20 protein-coding genes, 1 tRNA gene and 1 pseudogene are annotated in these 20,250 nt (G+C 42.3%); 8 read left to right on the top strand and 14 right to left on the bottom strand.

Annotated features, from left to right (window positions below; genetic code table 11):
• The coding region (locus tag BM283_RS19545) for a hypothetical protein (RefSeq protein WP_217646533.1) at nt 1-184 on the top strand (184 nt) is incomplete at its 5' end.
• A 39-nt stretch (nt 185-223) separates the two neighbouring features.
• Here BM283_RS19545 and BM283_RS13700 read toward each other — a convergent pair.
• The 7 genes from BM283_RS13700 to BM283_RS13675 form a co-directional block, all read right to left on the bottom strand.
• Complete coding sequence (locus tag BM283_RS13700) at nt 224-1,465, bottom strand: replication initiation protein (RefSeq protein ID WP_217646532.1); 1,242 nt, start codon at nt 1,463-1,465, stop codon at nt 224-226.
• A 7-nt stretch (nt 1,466-1,472) separates the two neighbouring features.
• Complete coding sequence (locus BM283_RS19540; protein ID WP_217646531.1) at nt 1,473-1,697, bottom strand: hypothetical protein; 225 nt, start codon at nt 1,695-1,697, stop codon at nt 1,473-1,475.
• A gap of 523 nt (nt 1,698-2,220) precedes the next feature.
• Nucleotides 2,221-2,308, bottom strand: a tRNA-Ser gene (locus BM283_RS13695).
• A gap of 153 nt (nt 2,309-2,461) precedes the next feature.
• Nucleotides 2,462-2,917, bottom strand: a complete 456-nt coding sequence (locus tag BM283_RS13690; protein WP_090694060.1) for a PAS domain-containing protein — start codon at nt 2,915-2,917, stop codon at nt 2,462-2,464.
• 64 nt (nt 2,918-2,981) lie between these two features.
• On the bottom strand, nt 2,982-3,452 hold the full coding sequence (locus BM283_RS13685) for an SRPBCC family protein (RefSeq protein WP_090694059.1): 471 nt from the start codon (nt 3,450-3,452) through the stop codon (nt 2,982-2,984).
• 26 nt (nt 3,453-3,478) lie between these two features.
• Nucleotides 3,479-4,642: an NAD(P)/FAD-dependent oxidoreductase gene (locus BM283_RS13680; RefSeq protein ID WP_090694056.1), complete on the bottom strand. Its 1,164-nt coding sequence runs from the start codon at nt 4,640-4,642 to the stop codon at nt 3,479-3,481.
• A gap of 219 nt (nt 4,643-4,861) precedes the next feature.
• On the bottom strand, nt 4,862-5,503 hold the full coding sequence (locus BM283_RS13675; protein WP_368086441.1) for a glutamate--tRNA ligase family protein: 642 nt from the start codon (nt 5,501-5,503) through the stop codon (nt 4,862-4,864).
• Between the two features lie 569 nt (nt 5,504-6,072).
• Here BM283_RS13675 and mpl point away from each other — a divergent pair.
• The 3 genes from mpl (at nt 6,073) to BM283_RS13660 (ending at nt 9,483) form a co-directional block, all read left to right on the top strand.
• A complete protein-coding gene (gene mpl, locus BM283_RS13670; RefSeq protein ID WP_090694053.1) occupies nt 6,073-7,455 on the top strand; it encodes a UDP-N-acetylmuramate:L-alanyl-gamma-D-glutamyl-meso-diaminopimelate ligase in 1,383 nt (460 codons plus the stop codon).
• 169 nt (nt 7,456-7,624) lie between these two features.
• A complete protein-coding gene (locus BM283_RS13665; protein WP_090694051.1) occupies nt 7,625-8,905 on the top strand; it encodes an ATP-binding protein in 1,281 nt (426 codons plus the stop codon).
• 38 nt (nt 8,906-8,943) lie between these two features.
• The gene (locus tag BM283_RS13660) at nt 8,944-9,483 is read left to right on the top strand and encodes a response regulator transcription factor (protein ID WP_090694049.1); all 540 of its coding nucleotides are present in this window, start codon (nt 8,944-8,946) and stop codon (nt 9,481-9,483) included.
• Nucleotides 9,484-9,486: 3 nt separating this feature from the next.
• On the opposite strand, the gene ribD is transcribed toward BM283_RS13660, so the two are convergent.
• From ribD to clpS, 5 genes are all read right to left on the bottom strand, one after another.
• Complete coding sequence (gene ribD, locus BM283_RS13655) at nt 9,487-10,608, bottom strand: bifunctional diaminohydroxyphosphoribosylaminopyrimidine deaminase/5-amino-6-(5-phosphoribosylamino)uracil reductase RibD (protein WP_302848298.1); 1,122 nt, start codon at nt 10,606-10,608, stop codon at nt 9,487-9,489.
• A 67-nt stretch (nt 10,609-10,675) separates the two neighbouring features.
• Entirely contained in the window at nt 10,676-11,131 is a 456-nt protein-coding gene (gene nrdR / locus BM283_RS13650) for a transcriptional regulator NrdR (RefSeq protein WP_046851024.1), read from the bottom strand.
• Nucleotides 11,132-11,241: 110 nt separating this feature from the next.
• Nucleotides 11,242-12,492 (bottom strand): serine hydroxymethyltransferase, encoded by a 1,251-nt coding sequence (glyA, locus tag BM283_RS13645; protein WP_090694047.1) that lies wholly within the window; start codon nt 12,490-12,492, stop codon nt 11,242-11,244.
• Nucleotides 12,493-12,832: 340 nt separating this feature from the next.
• A complete protein-coding gene (gene clpA / locus BM283_RS13640) occupies nt 12,833-15,091 on the bottom strand; it encodes an ATP-dependent Clp protease ATP-binding subunit ClpA (protein ID WP_090694044.1) in 2,259 nt (752 codons plus the stop codon).
• A gap of 1 nt (nt 15,092) precedes the next feature.
• Nucleotides 15,093-15,401: an ATP-dependent Clp protease adapter ClpS gene (gene clpS, locus BM283_RS13635; RefSeq protein ID WP_046851027.1), complete on the bottom strand. Its 309-nt coding sequence runs from the start codon at nt 15,399-15,401 to the stop codon at nt 15,093-15,095.
• Between the two features lie 309 nt (nt 15,402-15,710).
• On the opposite strand from clpS, the gene BM283_RS13630 reads away from it, so the two are divergent.
• Nucleotides 15,711-15,914 (top strand): cold-shock protein, encoded by a 204-nt coding sequence (locus BM283_RS13630; RefSeq protein WP_046851028.1) that lies wholly within the window; start codon nt 15,711-15,713, stop codon nt 15,912-15,914.
• Between the two features lie 171 nt (nt 15,915-16,085).
• Here the strand turns inward: BM283_RS13630 and icd are convergent, their stop codons facing one another.
• Together icd and BM283_RS13620 are read right to left on the bottom strand one after the other, a co-directional pair.
• The gene (gene icd, locus BM283_RS13625) at nt 16,086-17,336 is read right to left on the bottom strand and encodes an NADP-dependent isocitrate dehydrogenase (protein WP_090694042.1); all 1,251 of its coding nucleotides are present in this window, start codon (nt 17,334-17,336) and stop codon (nt 16,086-16,088) included.
• A 104-nt stretch (nt 17,337-17,440) separates the two neighbouring features.
• Nucleotides 17,441-17,950 (bottom strand): retropepsin-like aspartic protease family protein, encoded by a 510-nt coding sequence (locus BM283_RS13620; RefSeq protein WP_090694039.1) that lies wholly within the window; start codon nt 17,948-17,950, stop codon nt 17,441-17,443.
• 330 nt (nt 17,951-18,280) lie between these two features.
• Between BM283_RS13620 and BM283_RS13615 the strand changes: the two genes are divergently transcribed.
• The 3 genes and pseudogenes from BM283_RS13615 to BM283_RS13605 form a co-directional block, all read left to right on the top strand.
• Nucleotides 18,281-19,201: a branched-chain amino acid transaminase gene (locus BM283_RS13615; protein WP_090694038.1), complete on the top strand. Its 921-nt coding sequence runs from the start codon at nt 18,281-18,283 to the stop codon at nt 19,199-19,201.
• Between the two features lie 21 nt (nt 19,202-19,222).
• Nucleotides 19,223-19,429, top strand: a complete 207-nt coding sequence (locus tag BM283_RS13610) for a zinc-finger domain-containing protein (RefSeq protein ID WP_090694035.1) — start codon at nt 19,223-19,225, stop codon at nt 19,427-19,429.
• Nucleotides 19,430-20,011: 582 nt separating this feature from the next.
• Nucleotides 20,012-20,250: pseudogene (locus BM283_RS13605) on the top strand (IS982 family transposase); the annotation flags it as partial.

Here is a 20,250-nt window from a genome sequence, read left to right as displayed (position 1 = left end):
GCTTGTTATAAATCGATTCTTGAAGCAGAATCTTCTCCAGCTTCGACCAGTACTCATCATTGAGCATTATTCGGGGCATCGCAAACTCGTTTTGTTGGTGGTATGGGAACCCCAATATTACGAGTTTGTTTCTACCTATGAAATACTTATCTTAAAACGTCAACAGACCCTAATATTTTTTTGATCTGCTATATGAATCTATGGATGCAATTTCCGGAAAAGTCTAATTTTCTCCCTTTTCCTTTAGCCACTGGGCAAACTCTTTTGTATTTATCTGTATTTCTGGTAAAAACTGAGACCGTAGCCACGCCATAAAGGCAACACGCTCAATAGTATCTTCAAACTGAGTCGTTTCTGGATTGTAGGACTTAGTTTTTCCCTCCCCCTCTGCTAAACCATAGCGTTCGACAAGAAGTTTTCGCTCTTCCCGCGTAAGCCGTTTTATTTGATCTGAAATCATCTGTTTTCTGTATTCTGCTTCAAGTTCTGCCCTCCGTTTAGCTAATTTGTCACGCTTAGCTTTTTCTATATCTTCCTTGGAGGCATTTTCTTTTTTCACCTCGTAAGCTGTTTTAACACCGACCTCAGCTTTTTCTTCAATGAGCTTACGGATATAGCCAGCAGTTGTTCCCTTAATCAGTTTTTTTCTATCTTTTTCTTCTACATAATCTACAACCGCTTGGGCGCGTTCTTTAGCCTGTAAGATCCAAGCTATTGCGAGGCGTTCTCCTATCCCATGCTCGCGTAGACGCTTGAATATGTCAGATTCACGCAAAGTAGCGTAGTCATCTTTTAGATCTACCTGTAAGAGAGTTTTTTGAGGATTCTCAGTAACCACGAAGCGAAGATAGTTCACTTTTCGCCCCAGCTTCTTGTACTCTGGGACAATCGATATATCTGAAACTCGATTAATTTCGTTTACTGGTTTGGTAATCACGTCTCGTTTCAAATACTTAAATTCATCATAAATAGATGCCATGGCTCCTACTATTTTCCGAAAGCGTTCGACATCCCACCATCCTGTAGAACCAACCGCTTTATAACGCAGGCAATTTTCATAAAGAGTAAGATCATATCCACTATCAAAGCGGCGTTGTACTCCAATATTGATCATGGCATATATTTCTGGATCATAAAAGCGTTCAGCAAGGTACTCATCATAGCGATAGGTACAAATACCATTTTTTATTTCATCGAAAGAAATCATAGACATAACTTGCCATACTTCTTTGCCATCTTCCATAATATTGAATTCAATAGGAGTTGCGGCAAGACGAAGAAGCACTTTCTTGAGCGACGCAATGTTGAAGCTTTCGTCCCATCCAAGCATTGCGCATAGATGATTCACAGGTATCGCATGTGTTCTCCGTGACAAAAGATCATCATAAGCATTTAATAGAAGAACATTTACCATTTTGCGTTCTTGTAATGAGAAATTACCGCCGTCGCCCAGTATCCTGGCCACAGCAAACCTAATTCGACAAAACGCTGAAAATATGCCTGATGATCTTGGCTTCATACCCGTTCGGTACCAGCCGGATATTTTCGACATCGTAGCCGAGAGGTGGTATGCCACCCATCCACATGCCCTTGCATTTACTGGTAGCGATCTTGTTACGAATGCGCTCACCGGTAACTTCCCACTCAAACAGAGCAAACGATTGCAAGATGTGCAGCATCAGACGGACCATCGACATCGTGGTATTGAAATTGAACTATTGACCACCTAGAGGAACGGTATCTGTACCGCTCAAGAACTTTCATTATCCGGTAGAAATCTTCCCGGCAGTTCGTGAAACAAATCGATCCTGCTAGTCTCAATGTTGTTCATAAGGTGCCTCCGAGCCACACAAACGACATTTTCGCTGCAATAACCGTGATAATCATGGTCATTAGTGAATGGAATTCAGTCTTCAGACGCTCTGTTTCTAGAAAAAGTATGTTCGGCATTGTTTATTGTAAATTGTTACTGAAGCCGAGGGTTGGCTTACTGCTGTAAACTAAATTGAGATTGGGTCAATACGGCTGACACAAAGAATATAAAATTCTTATCAGTCAATATCAGCTCTATTTAGGATTAATTACCGCCGCTGTCAAATCCAGTCCAGTACTTTTGCAGATGAAGTGTAGTTAAGTTTTGTACACCAGTACGGTAAGAGGTACGGTAAAAATATTTTTTAAATTATTATTTATTTAAAATCATATATTTATATGATTTTTTGGCGGAAGCGGTGAGATTCGAACTCACGAACGGTTGCCCGTTGCCGGTTTTCAAGACCGGTGCAATCGACCACTCTGCCACGCTTCCAAGGAAGATTAAAATAAACCAGCAGATACATGACAACATACCAGAAGTCATTTTTTTCTTCTGCTTATTTAATGCTGGGTAATGCTACAAATCAGACTGGTTGGAATGATACCTTTTTAGAGCCAGTTTTACCAGCAGAACCCACCCTATCGATTAACTATTTCGTACCGCAGCGAGCTGCTCAGTTAGCCGCTTGATCTCTTCTTCAGCCCGCCGTTGTTGCGTCACGTCGTATTGCACGCCCAGGTAATAAAGGACATTGCCGTGCGCATCAAACAGAGGGGTGATGATTAAATGGTTATAAAACATTTCGCCATTTTTTCTATAATTTTTGAGCGTGATTTCAACAGGCTGTTTATTTGCAATGGCTTCTTTCAACTGGTAACGTTCTCTCTGGTCACGATCAGTGCCCTGCAGGAAACGGCAATTTCTCCCTACCGTTTCCTCTTGACTGTAGCCCGTTATTTTTTCAAATGCTTTATTGACATAGACTAGCGGCATATCTTCCTGATCAGGATCAGCCAACGTGATACCGTTAACACATGAATCAAGAATTTTGGATAATACTTTTGGAATCAATCCAGGGTCTTTCTCAACGATAAAATCCATTTTTTTCTCCAAAATTTTTCCGGTAATTAATTAGAATTTATGGCTTGGCAGACCACCAAGTTAATCACAACAAGTCAGCTTCTATTAGACGCTTGATGTTTCTGACTGTTCTTTCAGCCCCGTCCTGAATGGCGATGCGTATAAGCTTCTCAAACGGTCTCATATGCAGATCGAGACTGAGCAACTCAAAAGTAAACGTGATTTGAGTAGCGGCTGGATCGGCTGGCTGCAATAAATAATCGCAGCGGAAAGGATTCGATACGCCAGCGAAGCAAATATGTACGTGAGGCTCAAAGCTGACAATTTTAAAGGTGGACTCTGAGCGGTTGCCTTGATCAACACGTACCTGCCGGCATAGCGTTCCCACTGCTAGCGGCCCATCAGTCAGTTTCTCCAACTCACGCACTTCCGGCGACCACCTTGGGTAATTAACCAGCAGCTCGGTCCCGATAAAATTAAAAACATGTTGCTCGGACTTCTGAATCACTGTGCTTGCCTTCCCTACAACCGGCTTATCGTTAAACAAATTAAACATAGCCCAGCCTCCTGCTTATCGATATCTTAAATCAGATAAGTATCTATCCCAGTCAATAGCAAATCATATTGTGCCTCTACAATCTCTTTAATAATTGAGGCTGCTATACCAGTTACCACATTATTCTCGAGCGCCAGCCAGCCAACTGCATCCGTCGGCCCCAGGCTGACTACATAGCCTATATCATGGTGGATATAAGGTTCAAGTATTTTAAGCACTCCGGAATGCCGTAAAATATTGCGTGCTGCAAGCTTTCCCTTACGCACCGCCGATTGCGCAGTCATCGCATTAGAGCCGAAAGACTGGTAATGAGAGCAATCACCCGCTATAAAAATATGCGGTAAGGATTGACGGTTAATAGTAACTTGTCCGAAAGCATTCGCCATAAGCTGATTCCTCTGCTGCTTGCCAGCAAATACTAGTGCTAGACTGGAAGAAAGTTCATACTGTCTGCCGGTATTCTTTTCTTCCAGTAGTATGACATTTTCCTGCTGTCCGCGGAAATAGGTATCGGGACAAAAATCAATATCAAGTTCAGCCATACGGGATTGCGCATAGTGAGCCAATCTGTTGGGAAACTGTCTGAGCACCCGCTCCCCGCTTTCAATCAGGCGCACTTTGTTTTCTAATTTGTGCCGCTGGAGAAAATGTGCAATCTCAAACAGAAACTGTATCCCGGTAGCCCCTCCTCCTATCACAGAGATCGGGGCTTTGCTGTTATCTCCCCCAGCCAGATGACTGCTTAACAATGTTGAACCGGCCGTACTCATAAAATCATTCAAATCCAGGACGTGGGCTGAGTGATGATGAACTCCCTCTCTTGCAGGCGCGCCTGTGGCAATCAGCAGATAATCAAATGGCAATGAATAATCATCCACTGTAATGCATTTATTATTCTGCCATTGCTGCAGAGTATCTTCGTCGAGCACGAGCTCAGCGCAGACATGGCGGCAGCCAAATCGCTGCTCTAGCGTCGTAAAGGGTACGAGCAAATCAGATAAAGGATAGCGAAATGTTTCTTGAAGATGTGTAATCTTAAGGTGATGTGTTCTCGGGTCAATTATTGTGACTTCAGCATCCGGCATATATTCCAACAGAGTGGTCAGTGCAGCGATGCCAGCATAACCCCCACCTACGATGGCTACTTTTAACTGCTTGCGAGCAGGTATATAAAATGGCAGAAAAGCCACATATTCTCCTTATTTTTTCCTGAATGAGAGGCTAGTTATTTCATTCTAAATCAAATATGATTTTGTCGGTACTTGTCGGCATCGCCTTGCCGTATGATTGATACTGTCCGCAGCTCGCCTTCGTGCCATCTTTGATTTGGAATAACTACACATGAGAGCAAGATGCATGGTTAGCGTAGCATGAAAAAAACCTATTCATGGTAGATTCAAAGTAATTATTCACAGTTCACTCATAAAACGATTCCCTTTAGGTATTTTTTCTGCCTGCCAGTTTGCTTGCGCCCATTGCCAGAAGGAAGTGATATCCCCTTCGACCAACTCATCAGGTGGATTCTGGCCAAGAAAACGAAGCGTTGCAAGTTGAGGAAGCGGACTAGCCAGGTCGATGGGTGTGGCCAACGTTTGCCTACTTAGCTTTTCTCCTTGTTCATTCACGACAAGGGGCAAATGCAGATAGACAGGGGTTTGATAGCCCAGAAGCTTCTGTAGATAAATTTGACGGGGAGTCGAATGAAGTAAATCCATACCGCGCACGATATGAGTCATCCCCTGCCAGACATCATCTACCACTACGGCTAATTGATAGGTATAAATCCCATCTGCTCGACGCAAGACAAAATCACCCATTTCCCTTTGCACGCATTGATGAACCTTTCCTTGCAAATGATCCACGGATTCAATCCGGCTGCATTCGGTTTTAACTCGCAGCGTATGGGGACGACCCGCATAACCGCCCGATAGACCATTACGACACTGTCCTGAATAAACAGGTCCTTCACTATTCATCACAGCAGAATCAGCAATTTCTCTACGTGTACAAGTACAAGAATAAATTAATCCATTTTTATTAAGTTCAGCCAGTGCGGCTTGATAGCTAGCATGACGCTGAATTTGATAGACAACTTCACCATTCTAATTCATTCCAAAGGATGCTAGCGCATGCAATATTTTCCAGGATGAATCCGGAATAACCCGGGTTGAATCTACATCTTCAATTCGGACCAACTATTCACCATGATGGGTTCTTGCCTCAAGATAACTGGCTACTGCCGTCACCAATGAACTCAGATGCAAGGGACCGACCTGTCGGTGAAGGCGCAAAGCGCCCACGATAAACGGATAGTGGCATAGGAAGGTGCACTTCAGCACTCAGCCAGCCATTGAGCAGCTCGCTGATAGCTCATTACTTTCAATCGTTTTCTATAACTGACATTCCGCACCCTTTTCATAACTCACTGATAATTCTTCATTAATTTTCCGAAAAAATGGGTATGAAAAAATATCTCAAGAAAATTCAGATAATTGCGAATGGAGGTGCAGAATGTCGGCTATAAAAAATACTTTCTAGCTGTTGAAAAATAATCCACGCTACTCTTCTTGTTAAGCTTAACAAGTATAATTTAAGCTTTAAAGTAATGAGAAGGTTTACGGTGCATATTCATATCCTCGGCATTTGCGGTACATTCATGGGCGGCCTTGCGGTACTGGCACGCGCTTCTGGTTTTAAAGTCACTGGTTGTGATGCCAATGTCTATCCACCCATGAGTACACAACTGGTTTCTCAGGGCATCGAATTGATTGAGGGGTACGCGCCACAGCAGACTCAACTCAAGCCAGATCTGTTTGTGATCGGTAATGCCATTTCCCGCGGCAATCCCTTAATGGAAGAAATCCTAAACAGGAATTTGCCCTATATCTCCGGTCCGCAATGGCTCTCAGAACATATTCTGAGAGCCAAGTGGGTACTAGCGGTGGCAGGTACTCATGGCAAAACGACCACCAGTTCGATGCTGGCATGGATACTGGAATACGCGGGGTTGGCTCCCGGCTTTCTCATTGGCGGCATACCTGAAAATTTCGGCATCTCCGCACGACTAGGTGATAAAAATAGCCATCAACCAGATCAGCAGGAATCCTCATCATTTTTTGTCATCGAGGCTGACGAATACGATACCGCATTTTTCGATAAACGCTCCAAATTTATCCATTATCGTCCCAGAACGGCAGTATTGAATAACCTTGAATTTGATCATGCGGATATCTTTCCTGATCTAGCTGCAATTCAGCGACAATTTCACTATTTGGTAAGAACCCTTCCCGGTAATGGATTAATTGTTGCCAATGGCCTTGAAAAAAACTTGCAGCAGGTACTCGCTCAGGGTTGCTGGACACCTATTGAGAAATTTGGTGTAGATGAGGGATGGCAGGCCAAAACGCTGACTGAGCAAAACATCGAAATCACTTACCAGGATAAATCCTATGGGCGACTGCGATGGGATTTATTAGGTGAACATAACCGCATGAACGCACTGGCGGCCATTGCAGCAGCCCGTCATGCTGGCATTCCTCCTGATATTGCCATTGCCGCCTTGTCGCAGTTCAAAAATGTCAAACGACGAATGGAAATACGCGGTATCGTTAATGGCATCACCATATATGATGATTTTGCGCATCACCCCACTGCGATTAAAACGACCTTAAACGGTTTGCGTCATAAAGTAGGCAATGCGCGCATTATCGCTGTCCTGGAACCACGTTCCAATACGATGAAAATGGGTATTTGGAAAGATAATCTGGCAGCAAGTCTGGAAACAGCAGATCAAATTTATTGTTATGCCAATCAATCAGAATGGGATGTACAAAGCGCACTCAGCCCCTTAGGGAAGAAAGCTAATGTGCATTATGAGCTGGTACAGTTGATCAACTCCATTGGGGTGATTGCTTGTCCTGGTGATCATATTCTCATTATGAGCAACGGTGGTTTTGGCGGAATACATGAGAAGCTAATGAAGTCTCTGGCCCATCCTCAGTGACAGAGAGACCTGCAAAAAAAATATTCACCATAGCGCATTCTGTTATCAAAATTTTTGAGCATTTTATGAGGCAGATAGTCAAAGGTGTGACAATTTGTCACATAGCCTAAATTGCTAATTTACGCTAAGGTTGTATCGGCAGAAGCCAAATAGAAGATGAGTCCTCTTAATGTTTAATATTCTCCATCAGTCACCGCTTAGCAAAAATCTGCAAAGACTATTTCTTTTAAGAAGTATTGCAATTGTAGTGCAATGCATTTTATTTGCTTTGGCCTATTCAATCATTGAGCTGAATGTACCATGGGCCAAGATGACCATCGTGGTAGTCATCCATATCCTCCTCAATTTTTTTACCTGGGTACGGCTGCATCATACCTTTCCTGTTTCCAATCTTGAGTTTTTTGCTCAATTACTCATTGATATTTTTGTTTTAACCGCATTGCTTTATTTTGCTGGTGGCTCAACCAACCCTTTTATCTCGCTCTACCTGCTGCCTCTCACCATTGCGGCAGCCATCCTGCCATGGCGCTATACCTGGGCGATTGCAGGCATGACAATCACTTGCTATACCATTCTGCTATTTGAATATATTCCGTTGCCCCATGATCATTCTGATGATCATAGCGCTCATCTCATGGAGTTCAATCTCCATATTTCAGGTATGTGGTTAACCTTCGTGTTAAGTACCCTCTTGATTGCCTGGTTTGTCGTCAAAATGAGCAGCTCCATTCGCGATCGTGACAAAGATCTCGCTCAGGCAAGAGAACAAGCATTACGCAATGAGCAAATTATTGCGCTGGGTACGCTGGCTGCAGGCGCAGCACATGAATTGGGCACGCCTCTCTCGACAATGGCCGTTATTGCGGGTGAGCTACAACAAGAATATCCTCAGGATGAAGAATTCCAGAATAATATTCATATCCTGCGCAATCAAATCATGCATTGCAAGCAAACTCTGACGCAGCTACTCGCTAAAGCAGGGCAAGCACGAACAGAAGACGGAAATAGCCAGTCAGTTGATTATTTTCTGAAACAGATACTCGATAAATGGCAACTGATTCGCCCTTCGACCAAATTCAGCTATCAATGTGATGGGGTCCAACCCGTTCCTCTTATCATGAATACACAATTACTGAGCCAATCCATCCTGAATTTACTGAATAATGCGGCGGATGCCTCTACCAATCAAGTCAGCATCAAAAGCACTTGGGATCAGCATACGCTGAATCTGGAAATTCATGATGACGGGAAAGGCCTGACTGGAGAAGCGGTTCAACGCGCAGGGGAAGCGTTTTTTACCAATAAGGCTCCTGGCCAAGGGTTTGGTATCGGTTTATTTCTTGCCAACGCCAATATTGAACGTTTTGGTGGTAATGTACGTTTGTTTAATCATCCGGAGGGAGGCGCTTGCACCCATGTCACGCTTCCTCTCATACCTAACATGACTTAATTTTTCTTTCATCAAGTCAGCTCCAAGAGGAAAATCTTATGACCGGGCCCGTTGAGCATCCAAGTTTACTCATCGTCGACGATGATCCCGTTTTCTGTGATGTGCTCGCTAAGGCAATGACCAAACGCGGATTCGATGTCACCTATACACACACCATTACATCCGCCTTGGAAAAAGTTGAATCCCTTATGCCGGAATACGCCATTATCGATCTCAAACTATCGGATGAGTCCGGATTAATACTCATTGATAAAATAAAGAAACTCGATCCTGGAACCCGGATAGTTATGCTGACGGGTTATGCCAGTATTGCGACCGCAGTGGAAGCAATCAAGCTGGGTGCCACCCATTATCTCGCCAAACCAGTGGATGTTAATGACATTATGGCAGCTTTTGAGCGTACCAGCGGGGATACCGAGGTGCCGATAAGCTCGCATCCGTTATCAGTTGGACGGCTGGAATGGGAATATATCCATCGTATTCTGACTGAAAATAATAATAATATCTCCGTTACGGCAAGAATTTTGAATATGCATCGCAGAACACTGCAACGCAAGCTTGCCAAGAAACCTGTTTAGAATTTAATCATTCAGCTCAAGACTAGAAAATTTTGCCGTTACCCGAATATCTTGTCCAATCATACGAAGATCGGTTAATTCAAGTTTATGCTTGTCGGATAATCTGGTCAGCATCGGCAAATTCAACATGCCCTGTGCCTTATCACCAAGCACACAAGGTGCAAGATAGATGATTAGTTCATCGACCAGTTCTTCTTGTACCAGAGCGCCAGCCAAAGTACTTCCTGCCTCTACTAGTACTTCGTTGATCTCGAAATCAGCGAGCTTAACCATCATTTGAGTCAGATCGACTTTGCCGCCATGAGTAGGCAGCATCATGACTTTCACTCCCTTCTCTTCCAGCAATTTTTTTCTGCTCTCATCCGGCGCAGCAGTAAAAATCAATATCTTACTACCCTGCAATAGTTTTGCATCAGCGGGTATATCAAGTCGGCTATCAATGACGACGCGCAATGGTTGCCGGGTAGTCTCGACGTGACGGACCGTTAATTGTGGGTCATCTTTTTTTACTGTGCCAATACCCGTTAAGATGGCACAAGAAAGAGCACGCAAGCGATGGGCATCCAAACGCGCTGGCTCGCTAGTAATCCATTGGCTTATACCATTCTCCAATGCCGTCTTTCCATCCAGACTCGCCGCTATTTTCAATCTTATCCACGGCCGATGGCGAGTCATGCGGGAAACAAAACCAATATTCAGTGCGCTTGCTTGCGCTTCCAATAAACCGGATTGCACCATAATACCCGCATCTCTTAACCTGGCTGCACCATTTCCTGCAACCAGAGGATTCGGATCGACCATTGCTATCACGACTCTCGCCACGCCTGCATGGATGAGTGCCTCCGCACAAGGAGGCGTACGCCCATAATGGCTGCATGGCTCTAATGTCACATAAACCGTAGCATTTCGGACGGTATCATCCGCAGAACAAAGTGCATTAATTTCAGCATGCGGCTGACCAGCCCGCTCATGCCAGCCACGACCTATTACGCGATTATTTTTAACCACGACACAACCCACCCGCGGATTAGGGCTCGTTGTGTATAAACCCTTTTCTGCAAGTTTTAATGCCTGAGACATGTAGGCATAATCATTGGCTGAAAAAATCTCGGAATCTTTAAGCACAAATAGATCCTGAATGTGTACCTGATTGTACTTGGGATGTGAAATTTGAATTTCTTAAGAATGAGTTTTAATGTTGATTCTGAACTTCTTTGATGACGTCCTGAAAGTCACCAACATCCTGAAAGCTTCTGTATACAGAGGCAAAGCGTATATAGGCCACTTTATCGAGTTTATAAAGCTCTTTCATCACTAACTCACCGATAGTGCGTGAAGAGATTTCCCTTGCACCCGAGCTCAGCAACTTCTGAACTATACGGTCCATGGCTGCATCCACATGTTCAGTGGGAACTGGGCGTTTATGCAATGCACGCAAGAAACTGGTATGAAGCTTATTTCGATTGAATTCCGCACGTGTGCCATTTTGCTTAACCACTTGTGGCAAACGCAGTTCTACTGTTTCATAGGTCGTAAAACGCTTGCCACAAGCTGCACAATGCCGCCGTCGACGAACACGATCTCCCTCTTCACTCACGCGTGAATTAATTACGCTGGTATCTTCAGCGTTACAGAAAGGGCATCTCATTATTTAATACCAGTTACGCTAATTAACTCACTAGCTGGTTGCTATCTCAAAACGAATCTATGAGGGCATCTTCAAACAACAATCCAAAAATCTCTCGCTACTTAAACACATCAATTTCCATAAACTGGATATTTTGCGCACAGCATCTTCGCTTCTTGTGCCACACGATCCAGAACGGCTGCATCATTCGGCGAATCCAATACATCCGCAACCAGATTGGCTAATTGCTCTGCCTCAATTTCCTTGAAGCCACGCGTTGTTATGGCGGGGGTTCCAATACGAATACCGCTGGTGACAAAAGGCTTCTGAGGATCGTTTGGAATAGCGTTCTTGTTAACTGTAATATGGGCGGTTTCCAAGACTGCTTCAGCTTCCTTACCTGTCAAATTTTTGGCGCTAAGATCTACCAAGAACATATGGCAATCCGTCTGTCCAGAAACGATACGCAAACCACGACTTTGTAATACCTTAGCCATCACGCGTGCGTTCTCGATAACTTGTTCCTGATAATCGCGGAATTCCTTAGTCGCAGCTTCTTTAAAAGCCACTGCCTTGGCTGCGATGACATGCATGAGTGGACCACCCTGAATTTGAGGAAAAACGGCCGAATTAAGTGATTTCTCATATTCCTGCTTGGCCATAATCACGCCACCTCGAGGGCCGCGAAGTGTCTTATGAGTCGTACTGGTCACAAAATCAGCAATTCCCACTGGATTAGGATAGAAACCAGCCGCGATCAGTCCCGCATAGTGAGCCATATCGACAAATAAATAAGCGCCCACCTCATCAGCTATTTTACGAAAATGCTTCCAATTGATTATTCTTGCATATGAAGACGCGCCAGCAACGATCATCTTCGGCCGATGTTCATGCGCCAACCGTTCCACTTCCTGGTAGTTAATTTCTTCAGTTTCAGGCACAAGCCCATAAGTTACCGAATTGAAAATTTTACCACTTAGATTAACTGGAGCACCGTGAGTGAGATGCCCGCCATGTGCAAGAGACATTCCCAATAACGTATCACCAGGTTTTAGTGCAGATAAATATACTGCCGCATTAGCCTGAGAACCAGAATGAGGCTGTACATTGACATATTCAGCATTAAATAACGCTTTTAAACGATCAATAGCCAGCTGCTCCACTTTGTCAACATACGTGCAGCCTCCATAATAACGTTTGCCGGGATATCCCTCTGCATATTTATTAGTAAGAACTGATCCTTGCGCCTGGAGGACTGCGGGACTGGCATAATTCTCAGAAGCAATCAATTCAATATGATCTTCCTGTCGCTGTATTTCACCTTTAATTGCTTGCCACAAATCTGGATCGACACTTTCTATCGTTTTTTTATAGGAAAACATGACAGCATTTACTCTTTGAAAAATTGAGATATTTAAAAATAATGCATTCTACCATTTAGAATGGCAACAGGATATAAAGCGAAGCCAAACAAAGATAATGAGCATAAATTGAAGATATTTACCTTATCATGCTCATCAAGAAAAACCAGTAGAAAAGAAGACTATTAGCTCTTGCGCACACTAGATAGTATTTGCAAACCTTCAAGCAAATACCTTAAAAAATAATCTGCAAATTAAATAAAAACTAACTTAATAGCAATGATAAAAGCAAGTTAAATCTTTATCCCTTCTTTATTTACCCAAGGTGAAATATTTTAACTGCTTTCATGAAGTGCTCCATTCAAAGCGCGTCGACTTTATCATCTTCAAATTGAAGTATCACTTTTTCATCACTATTGATATCTACCGTTACTTTACCTCCATTGCATAGCCGCCCAAAAAGCAATTCATCTGCTAACGCACTGCGTATCATATCCTGAATCAGGCGTGCCATAGGGCGTGCACCCATCAGTGGATCAAAGCCATGCTCAGCCAGATAATTACGTAAATTATCAGTGAAGACGGCTTCTACTTTTTTCTCATGTAATTGTGCCTCAAGCTGCATTAAAAATTTATCCGTGACACGCAAAATGATTTCTTTACTCAGCGACACAAAAGAAATGATCGCATCTAACCGGTTACGGAATTCAGGAGTAAACAGGCGTTTAATTTCAACCATTTCATCACCTGTTCTAGCAGATTTGGCAAATCCGATCATCGACTTGGTCAACGACTCAGCGCCTGCATTGGTAGTCATGATGATAATCACGTTGCGAAAATCTGCTTTACGCCCGTTATTATCTGTCAAGGTACCGTGATCCATCACTTGGAGCAGAACATTGAATATATCGGGATGTGCTTTCTCTATTTCATCAAGCAATAAAACTGAATGAGGTTGTTTAATAATCGTTTCTGTCAGCAATCCTCCTTGCTCAAAGCCAACATAGCCAGGAGGGGCACCAATCAATCTCGAGACTGCGTGGCGCTCCATATACTCAGACATATCAAAGCGATGCAATGGCACACCCAGAATATAAGCAAGCTGACGCGCCACTTCAGTTTTCCCTACCCCTGTTGGACCAGAAAAAAGGAATGAACCGATAGGCTTTTGCGGATTTCCCAAACCACTTCTAGTCATTTTTATCGCTGCTGTCAGCGCATCAATGGCTGCATCTTGTCCGAAAACGATAGATTTCAGATCACGGTCAAGCGTTTTCAGTTTGTTACGATCATCGGTTGAAATGCTTTGTGAAGGTATCCGGGCAATCTTGGCAATAATATCTTCGATCTCATGTTTACCGATAATTTTACGCTGCTTTGATTTTGGTAAAATCCGTTGCGCCGCACCCGCTTCGTCAATCACATCAATGGCTTTATCAGGCAAGTGTCGATCACCTATGAAACGAGCTGATAATTCCGCCGCAGCTGTTAGCGCTCCTGCAGTGTATTTGACATTATGGTGCTTTTCATAACGAGATTTGAGACCGCGCAGAATAGCGACTGTCTCCTCGATACTGGGTTCAGAAACTTCAATTTTCTGAAAGCGTCGGGATAATGCATGATCTTTTTCAAAAATTCCTCGATACTCATTATAAGTCGTCGCACCAATACACTTGAGTCGACCTGCACTTAACATGGGTTTCAGCAAATTAGAAGCATCTAATGTACCGCCAGAAGCCGCACCGGCACCGATTAAAGTATGGATTTCATCGATAAACAAAATAGCTTTTGGATTATCCACCAATTGTTTTAATACAGCCTTAAAACGCTGCTCAAAATCACCCCGGTACTTGGTACCTGCTAACAATGCACCCATATCCAGCGCGTACACTTGATGATAGGCCAATATCACTGGCACATCTCCTTCAGTAATCCTTCTAGCCAGCCCCTCTGCAATAGCTGTTTTACCCACACCCGCTTCGCCCACTAATAAAGGGTTGTTCTTTCTGCGACGACATAAAATCTGTATCACGCGCTCAACTTCTTTTTCACGCCCGATCAGAGGATCAATCCGATTCGTCAGTGCTAAATTATTGAGATTAATAGTATAGCTTTCAAGTGTATTGGCTGAATTCTGTTGCTGCTCGTTATCACTTTCATCTTCAATCTTATGATCATTATTTTGTGACACTTTACAAATCTTATGCGAAATGTAGTTCACTACATCCAACCGTGTTATACCCTTCTGCTGCAGAAAATAAACTGCGTGAGAATCTTTTTCACCGAAAATCGCTACTAAAACATTAGCTCCGGTTACCTCTTTTTTCCCTGATGACTGGACATGCAATATTGCGCGCTGGATGACACGTTGAAATCCAAGGGTGGGTTGAGTATCGACCTCTCCATTGCCGCTTACAATAGGCGTATGACGATTAATATGATCCTGAAGCAAAGTGCGCAAATCTTCAATATCAATCGCGCAAGCAATTAACACTTCTGATGCACTTGGATTATCTAGCAAGGCAAGCAATAAATGTTCTACCGTAATGAATTCATGGCGCTTCTGGCGTGACTCTACAAATGCCATATGTAAACTTACTTCTAACTCTTGTGCGATCATGTTAGTTTTTCTCCATAATACACATTAATGGATGCTGATTCTGTCTAGAAAATTTATTTACCTGTTGAACTTTGGTCATCGCAATATCATTGGGATAAATACCGCAAATACCAACCCCTTCTGTATGAATCTTAAGCATAACTTGAGTTGCCTTTTCTTGACTCATAAAAAAGAATGTTTGCAATACCATTACTACAAAATCCATCGGAGTAAAATCATCATTTAATAACATAACTTTGTACAAGGGAGGTAACTTAATCTTACTTTTATTTTCCTCTAGCACTCCATTCTCACGATCTTCTGTTACCATGATTCACCTACTTAATTTAAAAAGAAAAGCGCGAGCAAAAAAAATCAAATAATTTTTCTTTCTTAGTTTTGTTTTTATCATATTTGACGATTCCTACAAAATTTTCAAGCGCAATAAACAAATCTTTCTATCTTTATCCAAAAGCAGCTCAAAATTTCACCCGATATCTTGACTTGAGTCAGAAATTTGCGTAAAAATGCAACTGGCGTTTGGCTTCAAGTTCTCTGCAGTACTGGTTAGAGCCGTTTGCGGTCTTGAAATTCAAATAGTATTAGGGTTTCCAGCCCAGTTTTTTTATAGGAAGTAAAAATGGCAACAGGTACAGTAAAATGGTTCAATGACTCCAAAGGGTTCGGCTTTATCACTCCTGATGATGGCAGCGAGGATTTATTTGCACATTTCTCCGCAATCAATATGACAGGTTTTAAAACCCTGAAGGAAGGCCAGAAAGTGAGCTTTGAAGTTACACAAGGACCCAAAGGGAAACAGGCTTCAAACATTCAAGCTGCCTAAGATATTGCAACATTCATAAATTATTCTGTCATTCTTTTAAAGAAGTAATTAGCCGTACAAAAATCAGCTAATTACTTTCAATTACCCTAACTACTCATCGCCATTATAAAACTGGCGATGAGTAGTTATACAGACAGCAAATTAATTATGATTTGCTGTATCGTTCCACTTCTAGCCCATTCTTGCTATCATCGCATTTCCAAATCCAGAGCATGTAGCTTCAGTTGCGTCATGCATTTGTCTCGCAAAATCATAAGTTACTATTTTATCTTGGACAGTTTTTTCCATCGCTTTAATAATCATATCTGCAGCTTCATTCCAGCCGATATGTCTTAGCATCATTTCAGCTGAAAGAATAATTGATCCAGGGTTGACCTGATCCTTGCCCGCATATTTAGGGGCAGTTCCATGCGTAGCCTCAAAGATCGCAACCGAATCACTTAAGTTTGCTCCTGGGGCAATGCCAATTCCCCCTACTTGTGCAGCTAAAGCATCTGAAATGTAATCACCATTTAAATTTAAAGTCGCAATCACATCATATTCATCAGGGCGCAATAAAATTTGCTGCAGGAAAGCATCGGCGATAACGTCTTTCACCACGATTCCTCCCTTATCCTCAGGTAATTTCATCCACGGCCCGCCATTTAATAATTCAGCACCGAATTCCTTCATGGCCACGTTATAGCCCCAATTCTTGAAAGCCCCCTCGGTAAATTTCATAATGTTACCCTTATGCACCAAAGTTACCGATTTTCGCTCATTATCGATCGCGTATTGTATTGCCTTCCGTACTAACCGTTCAGTTCCCTCTCTTGAGACAGGCTTGATACCAATACCAGAAGATTGAGGAAAACGAATACTCTTTACTTGCATTTCTTTAATCAAAAAATCGATCACTTTCTTTGCAGATGCTGATTCTGCTTCCCATTCTATTCCCGCATAAATATCTTCTGAATTTTCACGAAAAATGACCATATCGACTTTCTCAGGATTTTTTACCGGACTAGGTACCCCCTCGAAATAACGAACAGGACGCAAGCAAATATATAAATCAAGCAACTGGCGTAATGCTACATTAATAGAGCGGATACCGCCGCTTACAGGCGTTGTCAAAGGTCCTTTGATAGAAACCACATATTCTCTCGCAGCCTGTAATGTTTCATCGGGTAACCAAATATTCTCACCATATAACTTGGTTGATTTCTCGCCAGCATACATCTCCATCCAGAAAATTTTGCGCTTATCGCCATATACCTTATACACGGCGGCATCCACAACTTTTATCATTACAGGCGTAATATCAATTCCTATCCCATCTCCCTCAATAAATGGAATAATTGGGTAATCTGGCACAGTCAGCGAGAGATCGCTATTGACAAGGATTTTTTCGCCATCAGGGGGCGCTTTGATATGCTGAAACATAAAATCTCCAGTAAAATAATAGTTTATAGAATATATTTTAATTTAATCTTGAATAATTGAATAAATCTATATCAACAAATATTGATTTAATTGCTATTGACTATTCATTCAATTGCTATCTGACCAGTCGTGCTAACCCGTAATATCATTTTGTCCCTGGACTGAATAACTTCAACTCTACGCAAGAAATTCTGCCCAAGCAGACCCACTTTTCCCTCCATACCTATGCCTACACTTAATCCCTTTATCAAAATACCACCTACCTTGATATCTTGTTCAGATACAATTTCACCCAGGAATTTACCGCTAGCGCTTGAAAAACTTGCTAGCCTACCATTTGGCAATTTTGCAGCACGTGCTAACTCATAGCTTATAGAAACGATACTTGCCCCGGTATCAACCATAAAATCAACAGGGTATCCATTGAGTTCCCCCCGAACATAATAATGCCCATCCCATGATCTAGGAATCACAACCTCATTGCCTAGCAGGCTATCTGGGATAATAGCAATTTTGGGTTTTTGCCAATTCTCAAAGAATAAATAGGCAGCACTAAACACGATTAACCAGATAATTAAAGCGGTAACATAGCCCCATGGAATATAACTGCGCATTGTAAAATTATCTATTTCTTAGATGGAGGGATATAGCTCAGTCAAACAAAAAAAATGGTAGAAAATCGCGTAGAAATCAAATACACCCATATTGTTAACTGGTATTTTATAGTTTCATTGATCAGAAATATTACATTTTAAATCAAATTTATTACTTTCTATTTAATTAAGCATTTGTCTTATCCGTTCTACTCTTGATTGCCATGATAAATGAATGGGCTAAATGATATGACTCAGGAGAATACGGATGGATAATTAGCAAGCAACCTTTCATTGCTTGCTGAAAAATACGCTAAAATGTAGCTTTTGAACTTTTATCGGGAGCGCTTAATGTCAATGGCAGACCGCGATGGAGTAATCTGGTTCGATGGAAAAATGGTTCCTTGGCGAGATGCTACCACGCATGTACTTACTCACACTCTACATTATGGAATGGGTGTATTCGAAGGTCTACGTGCTTATCAAACAAGCAAGGGACCGGCCATTTTCCGTTTAGTTGAGCATACTGACCGCCTGTTTAATTCAGCGCATATCTTCAGAATGACTATTCCTTTTGATAAAGCCACCCTGATGCAGGCGCAAAAGGAAGTAGTGAAACAGAACCATCTTGAATCTGGTTATATTCGCCCTATCGTTTTTTACGGCGCAGAAGCAATGGGATTATCTGCCAAAAATTTATCCGTCCATGTTGCAATTGCAGCTTGGCCATGGGGAACTTATTTAGGGCCAGATAGTTTAGAAAATGGTATTCGTGTTAAAACCTCTTCCTTTTGCCGTCATCATGTCAATGTTAATATGTGTCGTGCAAAATCAGTCGCAACCTACACCAATTCTATCTTAGCGCACCAGGAAGTTGCGATGGATGGCTATCATGAAGCATTACTCCTTGATGTAGATGGGTATATTGCTGAGGGTTCAGGAGAAAATATTTTTATCATCAAACAGGGAAAGCTTTATACACCTGATTTGACCTCTTGCCTTGAAGGCATTACACGCAATTCAGTGATCGAGCTGGCACAAGAAATGAATATTCCTGTAATCGAGAAACGCATTACCAGAGATGAGGTTTATTGCGCGGATGAAGCTTTCTTTACAGGGACCGCAGCAGAAGTTACCCCAATTCGAGAGCTTGATAATCGTACCATTGGGAATGGCAAGCGCGGCCCAATTACTCAGCAGCTACAAGCTCTGTTTTTCGATTGTGTCAGCGGTAAAGCAACCCATCATACCGACTGGCTACACTATATTTAAACTAGTTTAATAGAGCCATCCATGAATAAACAACCCACTACCCTTAATCAGCGACAAATAGAAATCACTGAGGACGATTTACCTTTACATTGCCCAACACCATCAATGCGACTATGGAATGCTCATCCACGTGTATTCTTACCTATTGAAGCTACCGGTGAAGCGCTATGCCCTTATTGTGGTACGCACTATATTTTGAAAGGTGGAGTAAAAGCAGCGCAGCATTAAATCAAACCATGAATCATATTTCCGATCAATTCATATCGAAATGCTGATATAAATTCCCAAAGATAATTTTATTCTGATAGAAATCTCTAAAGCATAGAATATCAAAGGTATCGTAGATATCGCGTTAATTAGCAGTATAGTTAAAATGACTGCTCACGCTATTTACTCTCAAGCGTATATGCGTAGATTAAATTTATGGTTTATGGTTTATGGTTGTAATAGAACGGAATTGCAGACTATTTAACCCTTCCCTTGTTCGAGTATTGGCAGCAGGCTATAAAAGCAGCATTTAAGCTATAGAAACAAGGATAGTTCCCATGCCGATCCTCTTAATAAAGGCTGTGAAGTGATAACGTTATTTTACGGAATAGATAAAACCTTATCACAATACTGCGGCTGGAAGAGCCTGAGCGAGGCTAATACTAAGGGAAGGTTTCTTCTCGCAAACTTCGAAGCCACTAGTCCGGCTATCAGATTAACAAACGTGAGTTCGACATAAGAAAAGCTGTAAAAGGAACCTGAATTCCTTATGATGAAGTGGTTTTAGAAAAGAATTTCCATCATGAGAGGAGTCAGGTTCCAATGGATACGATAACGATTTTTTGTGCAAGTGACGAATTTTGTAAAGAGTTTGAACCACGATGGGAGCAGCACTTATTAGAGTCATCGCTGAAACAGCGTCGGCGGCAAGGAGCGCTGTGTCTAAGCGAAATCATGACCATTATGGTGGGGTTTCATCTATCCGGTTATCGGACATTTAAGCACTATTACCTGAATGACGTGTTGAGGTATCAGCGGGGTTATTTTCCAGGGTTGGTGAG

Origin of the sequence: Nitrosomonas sp. Nm34 (genome assembly GCF_900113925.1) — a bacterium.
Taxonomy (GTDB): domain Bacteria; phylum Pseudomonadota; class Gammaproteobacteria; order Burkholderiales; family Nitrosomonadaceae; genus Nitrosomonas.
This window is presented reverse-complemented; position numbering and strand designations above follow the sequence as displayed.